Below are 6,529 nucleotides of genomic sequence, written 5' to 3'. Positions count from 1 at the left end.
CTGCTGGTCCAGGACGTACTCCGGTACGCGTTCTCGACCCTGCAACGCCCCGGTCTGGCACTGGCCGCCGACAGCCTGCGCCTGCTGTGCGTGGTGCCCGCGCTGCTGCTCCAGCCGCAGTACACCACCCCGGGGCTGCTCGTGGCCGTTTGGGGACTGTCGGCTGTGCCCGCCCTGCTGCTCGGCCTGCGCCTGCTGTGGCCCCATGTGCGCGGGGCCCGCGCCGATCTGCGGCCGTATGTGCGCCGGGGGCACCTAGGACAGCGCTTCGTGATCGAATTCGCCGTGGGCAACGCCTCCAGCCAGCTCGCCGTGCTGGGCCTTGGACTGTTCGCAGCTCCGCTGGCGGTTGGAGCGCTGCGCGGTGCCACCGCCCTCTTCGGCCCGCTCAACGTGCTGTTCAACTCGGTCAACGCGTTTGGGCCGCCGCTGCTGAGCCGTCTCGGTGGCCGTCGGGCCACCGCCTGTGCCGCGGCCATGCTGGGTCTTCTGCTCTGTGCCGTCGGCTGCGCCTGGGGACTGGTGCTCTACGCCCTTCCTGACGGCGTGGGACGCGGGCTGCTCGGTGACACATGGCAGACGACGGCCGCGTTGCTGCCTGCCACGGGCGCCCAGTACGCGGTGATGGGCCTGGGTACCTGCGCCCTGGTGACCCTCCGGGTGCTCAGCCCGCGCGCAACCCTGTCGGTGCAGGTGCTGTTCTCGCTGCTATCGGTCGTCCTCATGGTCGGCGGATACTTGCTGACCGGGTCGGCCTTGGGTGCGGCATGGGGAATGGCCGCGGGCTCCGCGCTGAAGGCGGTGGCGGCCTGGACCCGGGTCGTACGGCTGCCCGCGGAGAAGCGGTCTACGGCCGCGCCCGCTTCGGCGGTCCCTGCAGGCTGACCGGCGGCAGTATCGATCCCTGCTTGCCAGGTACAGCCTTGGCAACGGTGAGTGCCCGGTAGGTGCCAGGCTCCGGTTCTTCTGTGTGCCGCCGGAGACCCACCGTCGCGGCGGAGACCAGCAGGGGCTGCTGCTTCGGGCACAGCTCCTTGATCGCGGCGCCGGCGTCCGGCAGGTCCCCGGCGATGAGTGCGCCGATCATGGCGTCCATGGGGCACGGCGGGTGGTTCTTCGGCGAAGACCTTCGCGGCCCTGTACGGGCTTCGCCGTTGGAAAGGGGTGTCCTCGTTTTGTGAGGTCGGCGTGCAGCATGAAGGTGCGCTCGGCCTTCTGCGAGCCCTGGTAGATGTGCCTCGATCCTGTTGAAGCTGAGAACGAGAACGACGGGCTGATATTCAAGATACGCCGCGATCCTGGGGTCACATGGGTCGGCCACTGCTGGGCCGCACCTCGCTCGGCGAACCGCCCCCAGCTTGTCAACGTCTTCACGGGGGACATGCCCTGCTGGGCCTGCGGTCACCGCTCGCCGACGAGGTGGCCTACTACACGCCTGACGAATGGCGGCGGCTGACCGTCAGGCCGGGGATGACGGGCTGTGGCAGAACAGCGGGCGGGCGCTCCAACCTGTCCTGGGACGAGACCGTCCAGCTGGATCTCAGCTACGTCGACAACTGCTCCTTCACCAGTGATGTCGACGTCATGGCCCGTACGGCCGCGCCGTCGTTGACGGTCGCGGAACGTCCTGAGAGAGCCGTCGTGGCCCGCACAGCACTCCGGCACCCCAGGCCCGGCGACAGCGGGATCCGTCAGCCTTTGAGGCCGTCGCGCCAGTGGGCGTACGTCGCGGCGATACCGTCCCGCAGTGGGATCGCCGGCTTCCAGCCGAGCCCCGCCAGCCGGGAGATGTCGAGCAGCTTGCGCGGGGTACCGTCGGGCCGGGTCGTGTCCCAGGCAATCCGGCCGGTGAAACCGGTGATCTCGGCGACCGTCCCGGCCAGCTCCCGGATGGTGAGGTCGCTGCCGCAGCCGACGTTGACCGGCTCGTCGCCGTCGTAGGAGCGCAGCAGCAGCGCACAGGCCGCGGCGAGATCGTCCACGTGCAGGAATTCCCGGCGCGGGGTGCCGCTGCCCCACAGCACGACCTCTTCGCCTCCCTTTGCCGCCGCCTCGTGGAAGCGGCGGATCAGGGCGGGCAGGACATGAGAGGCCTCCAGGTCGAAGTTGTCACCGGGCCCGTAAAGGTTCGTCGGCATGGCGCTGATGTACGAGGCGCCGTACTGTCGCCGATACGACTGCACCTGGACGATGCCCGCGATCTTCGCGAGGGCATACGCCTCGTTGGTGGGTTCCAGCGGGCCGGTCAGCAGCGCGTCCTCGGTGATCGGCTGGGGAGCGTGCTTAGGGTAGATGCACGACGACCCCAGGAAAAGCAGGCGGCCCACACCCGCTGCGTGGGCTCCAGCTATCACGCTGAGCTGGATCTGGAGGTTTTCCTCCAGGAACTGCACCGGCTGACTGCTGTTGGCCATGATGCCGCCGACCTTCGCGGCGGCAAGCACCACCGCGTCGGGGCGCAGGGCGGCCAGTTCCGCAGCGGTGCGCGCAGCGTCACGCAGATCCAGTTCGGCACGGGTACGTGTGATCACCTCGTGCCCGTCGGCGGCGAGCCTGCGGGCCACGGCGGAGCCCACCAGGCCTCGGTGGCCGGCGACGAAGACACGGGCACGTTCGGGCAGAGGCGATGCGGTCATGGATCGGATCATGCCAGGTGTCGCGTGATCCATACGGTCATATCCATAATTCGGACGACTTTTCCTATGGTTCACAACGTTCACGACATATAGCCGCGTCCGCGGGCGCAAGAACCGGATCCGCCGCTGGGCGGATCCGGCAGGGAAGGGGACACCGCATGACCAAGACCGCGCTGATCACCGGCGTAACTGGCAGGACGGCTCGTATCTGGCGGAGCTGCTGCTGTCGAAGGGCTACTGGTGTACGGCCTGGTGCGCCGGTCGTCCCCTGGGCCAGCTGGGCCTTCTGGCGGTCGGTGCCCACCCGCATACTGCGGAAACTTTCACATCACGAGCGGGCGCCCGCCCAGGCCGATCCGCTCATGGAGGTAGAGCACCGACCCGAGGAGAGTTTCACCGCCACCGCGACCGTCAGCAGTACCGGGCAGGGCGGCGCTATGGTCCAAGACCTGCTTGAGCACAGGGTGCACGGCCTCCTTCGTCTGCGGTGCCGCCCGCAACAGCGGCATTCCACCTGCTGATCCGGTCGCCAGGCGCTCGACGGACACCTTCACCAGGCCGGGCGCGAGGAACAGCTCGACCCCGGCGTCGGCAAGCCCCAGGAGAGCCGCAGCCACTCCCCGGAGAGCGAGGTACCCGGGACGACCAGCATCAGGTCGGCGCCGAGCGTGTGCACCGCGCCGACGGCCAGTTCAGCGTCCTCCGCGGGGCTCTTGGGTACTGTCGCGCTGAGCCGCTTGCCGGGGAGAAATCCGGCGTCAAGCTGCCCGAGGCCAGGGGGAGAGAGACCTCGCTCAGCTGGGCGGTACCGTCTGGCGCGCCCGGGTCTGTCTGCCCCAGCCGGGGGGTGGTGCCGGTCCGGGACGTTGGAGGGTTCGTTCCGAAGCCGATGCATCTGTGATGCCGGTGAGCTCGCAGGTCAGTCCTTCTTTTCTCTTCGGGTACGACACCCGGGTGGAACCCACCAGCCGGAGAAAATCGCCAACCCCGGTCGGTCACCTCGGAACGGCCCTGAGATACCACCGTCCTGTCATGTGGTGAAAATTTCCGAGGGCGAGCGCACTACGCCATTTACTCTGCCTCGGCCCCCACGCTCGACAGGTGGAGCAGAAAACACGGCCGTTGATGTGTACCTGGGGGATGTGGAGGGGGGAAAGGTTCCCGGCTGTCGGCGGGATCCTGCGCGTACTCGCCGACGGAAACCTCGGCCAAGGGCGGGTCATGACTCGGCCGTCTTCCGCGCGATGTATATGTCCCGGCATTCGCGGCCCCGGTAGAGGCATGCTCCGTCAGTCCACGACATCGGTTGGCCGCTGAGGGATTGGATGATCTGCGCGCCCCCGTTCAGGGCGTGCCGCAGTTCGAGAGTGTATTCGCGTTTGCCGGGCATTGGATCTCCTCGTGATGGTCGTGCTGTCCCTGCGATCAGCGAAGGAATCGCAGCCTGTGGCACCCGACGGCCAAGGACTGTATGCCGTTCCCGGCGGGCGCGCCGCTTGTCGGATCCGATCCAACGCGCTCACCGCTGTTAACGTCAATCACGTTGGCGTAAGATGGGTTGGGTCACGGTGATGGAGGGAGCGTGCCGTGTCCAAGGCTGCGCATTCACCGCGTATCTCGAGCATCCGCAGGCGGCAGCAGTGCTGACCGCCAGCCATGGGACGGGCAAGGGGTACGAAGTGGCGGCCGACGAGACGAATCCTGTGGCTGCTGCGCACAGTCGGCTTCCCGGACGACGAGGCGGTCCGGATCTATCACGCATTCATCATTTTCAGCGGTCCGCAAGAGCCGAATAGTGGGAACGTGACGCCACGGACACTCATCGGACCGCATCACCGTCGAACATGCCCTCGCCGACCACAAACGCTGGAAACAACTGACCCGCTTCACCCACTGCCGCGACCGTCTGCCCGAGACCTACCGCGCCATTGCGGCCTTGTCTCCGACCACACCGTCCGAGCCTGACTAGCAGCAACGCCGAAAAGTGCGGGGGATCACCGGTCCGAGTTCGGCGGCGCAGAAGACCGTCGCACCGTCGGGCGGGCAGGTATAGAGCCCGATGATCCGCGTCCTTTTCCCTCGAAGCCCGCGTCACGAGCGAGTCCAGGAACGGGTGCGCGCCAACGCACTCCCTCTGCGAGCAGGATCCGGCGGACCTGGCTGCGACCGATCTCGATACCCAGCCGTCCGGCCTCGGCCAGAGCCTCCAGAGTCCACTCCGGCGGCCCGGACTCATCCGCCGCGGCCGACACTCCGCCGGCCTGTACGGTCAGCCGGCCTGGAGGTGACTGTTTGACCATGCCGATGATTCTTGAGCGCTCCGACTTGGTGATCCGCCGGTTGCGGCCCTGTCCACCCAGGTCCTCCAACCCCTCCAGGCCCAAGCGGTTGAAACGGTGCAGCCAGCGGCGGACCGACTTTGGCGCTGCACCTCAACTCATCCGCGATGGCCGGGACCCGCTGTCCGGACCAACTCAAGTCGACCATCCGTGCCCGCAGCACCAGATCACGCGGTGCCTTGCGCGCTCATGACAGCTGACGCACGACCCATCTCGTCACGGCTCAGCCGTGCCCGTAGCACCACCGCAGCACCCGCACCCGAATCACCCCGCCACCAGGACAAATACCCAGAGAAAGAGGAATTTAGCACTATCTTGCCAAGACCAGTCCGGCGCCCCAGGCGCGGTTGCGCCCCATGCCGGAGACGAGGAGTGCGTGAAAGCGTTCCGGGTCGGAGATCTTCACGGTTGCCCTGAACGAACGGAAGGTGATGGTCCGCCCATGGGCGCGAGTGCGTTCAGCATCTGCGACTTCAATGCTCGCGAGGATGGGGGTGCAACCGGCACGCTTCAGGTGGGTGCAGAACCACGTCCGGCATTCTTCACGCGTTCGCAGCAGCTCTCGCCGTGCGAGCTTCCCATTCGTGCCGTTCCTGCTCACCAACGGGCTTGCACTGACGCGAAGCTCAGCTCTCTCCCCCCTGCGCCAGACTTGTTCCACCCTCTCCGGGTGGGCACTCGCGAGGACCCCATCGCGGATAAGCCCACGCCAATCAGGTTCCTCACCCGATTGGACAAGAAGGCCGGAAGGCCGACCGGTAAGGCCGCATCCGCGTTCCGCATCGGTTGGGCTACGCTCAGCCGCATACAGGACGGAGCGCTGGTCGGACTCGCGGATTGGTGAGTCGCCCCAGCCGCGCGTCACAAGCTGATGCATCACTTCAGGGCTTTCACATGCCACCGAAGCCCTTGCTGACAGGGCGAGCTTGCTATGCCACACGCGCAGAACAGAAGTGTCGCTCGCAGTCGAAAGGTGCGATTCACCGGCTTGAACAGCGGCCTTCATAGGGAAACTCCATCGTTCGTCTAGGTAGTCGAGCGGCAGCGGCATAGTACTGCTGAGAGGAAGAACGAAAGGGACGTCACAGCAGGTTTCATCGAGCTGGCCGTCTCACCAGTTCGCAGCACAGGTCAAGAAACCATCGCGACGGTCAGTGCTGCCGCGACCCATGACGTCATGCCGTGGCCGACTGGGGGTACGTGAGGGCGTCGGCCACCTTCCGCGCCGCCATGCCAGCTACCTGCGGCGGTAGGTAGCTGTCCAGAGAGTCGACGTCGTCCCTGAGCCTCGCCACAGCCCGTGTAAGCAGGCCTCCCTGAACAACCTTTGGGGTCGTTCTTGGGGGCTGCACTTCCTCGGCATCGACATGGAGACCACCGCCCGCACCGCCCGGAGCAGGGTGTCACCTCAATCCCGAAGCGGTGGGCAGTCGAGCGGACTTACGACCTCGTGCGTGATTACTGACGTTGAAGTCGTCTTGTCGTAGGGGCTGACGGTTGGTGATCGTCGAGGTAAGCCGGTTGGATGAGGTATCCGCAGGGCGGGGGTCTGAC

The 6,529-nt window shown here is 66.7% G+C and carries 6 protein-coding genes and 1 pseudogene; 2 read left to right on the top strand and 5 right to left on the bottom strand.

The genetic code is table 11. The annotated features are described in order from the left end of the window. The coding region (locus tag ABZ070_RS34530; protein ID WP_356639823.1) for a hypothetical protein at positions 1 to 885 on the top strand (885 nt) is incomplete at its 5' end. Here ABZ070_RS34530 and ABZ070_RS34525 read toward each other — a convergent pair. Next, positions 848 to 1,087 (bottom strand): hypothetical protein, encoded by a 240-nt coding sequence (locus ABZ070_RS34525; RefSeq protein WP_356639821.1) that lies wholly within the window; start codon positions 1,085 to 1,087, stop codon positions 848 to 850. The genes ABZ070_RS34530 and ABZ070_RS34525 overlap by 38 nt on opposite strands. A 221-nt stretch (positions 1,088 to 1,308) precedes the next feature. Here ABZ070_RS34525 and ABZ070_RS34520 point away from each other — a divergent pair. Then, positions 1,309 to 1,542 (top strand): annotated as a pseudogene (locus tag ABZ070_RS34520) (sugar transferase); the annotation flags it as partial. Positions 1,543 to 1,691: 149 nt separating this feature from the next. On the opposite strand, the gene ABZ070_RS34515 reads toward ABZ070_RS34520, so the two are convergent. The 4 genes from ABZ070_RS34515 to ABZ070_RS34500 all read right to left on the bottom strand — a co-directional run bounded on the left by ABZ070_RS34515 (position 1,692) and on the right by ABZ070_RS34500 (position 5,981). Next, the gene (locus ABZ070_RS34515; RefSeq protein WP_356639819.1) at positions 1,692 to 2,636 is read right to left on the bottom strand and encodes a GDP-L-fucose synthase; all 945 of its coding nucleotides are present in this window, start codon (positions 2,634 to 2,636) and stop codon (positions 1,692 to 1,694) included. A gap of 323 nt (positions 2,637 to 2,959) precedes the next feature. Continuing rightward, positions 2,960 to 3,253 carry a hypothetical protein gene (locus ABZ070_RS34510; protein ID WP_356639817.1) on the bottom strand — a complete coding sequence of 98 codons (294 nt, stop codon included), beginning with the start codon at positions 3,251 to 3,253 and terminating at the stop codon, positions 2,960 to 2,962. A gap of 1,377 nt (positions 3,254 to 4,630) precedes the next feature. Continuing rightward, positions 4,631 to 5,005, bottom strand: a complete 375-nt coding sequence (locus ABZ070_RS34505; RefSeq protein WP_356639825.1) for a helix-turn-helix domain-containing protein — start codon at positions 5,003 to 5,005, stop codon at positions 4,631 to 4,633. A 280-nt stretch (positions 5,006 to 5,285) separates the two neighbouring features. After that, positions 5,286 to 5,981 (bottom strand): type I-E CRISPR-associated protein Cas6/Cse3/CasE, encoded by a 696-nt coding sequence (locus ABZ070_RS34500; protein ID WP_356639815.1) that lies wholly within the window; start codon positions 5,979 to 5,981, stop codon positions 5,286 to 5,288. Between the last annotated feature and the right edge of the window lie 548 nt (positions 5,982 to 6,529).

Origin of the sequence: Streptomyces sp. NPDC006283, assembly GCF_040613325.1 — a bacterium.
In the GTDB taxonomy this organism is placed as follows: Bacteria; Actinomycetota; Actinomycetes; order Streptomycetales; family Streptomycetaceae; genus Streptomyces.
This window is presented reverse-complemented; position numbering and strand designations above follow the sequence as displayed.

Bases quoted from the DNA above. Each gene is read 5' to 3' on its own strand.
- ABZ070_RS34525 (WP_356639821.1), bottom strand. From the start codon at position 1,087: ATGATCGGCGCACTCATCGCCGGGGACCTGCCGGACGCCGGCGCCGCG.
- ABZ070_RS34515 (WP_356639819.1), bottom strand. From the start codon at position 2,636: ATGACCGCATCGCCTCTGCCCGAACGTGCCCGTGTCTTCGTCGCCGGC.
- ABZ070_RS34500 (WP_356639815.1), bottom strand. From the start codon at position 5,981: ATGAAGGCCGCTGTTCAAGCCGGTGAATCGCACCTTTCGACTGCGAGC.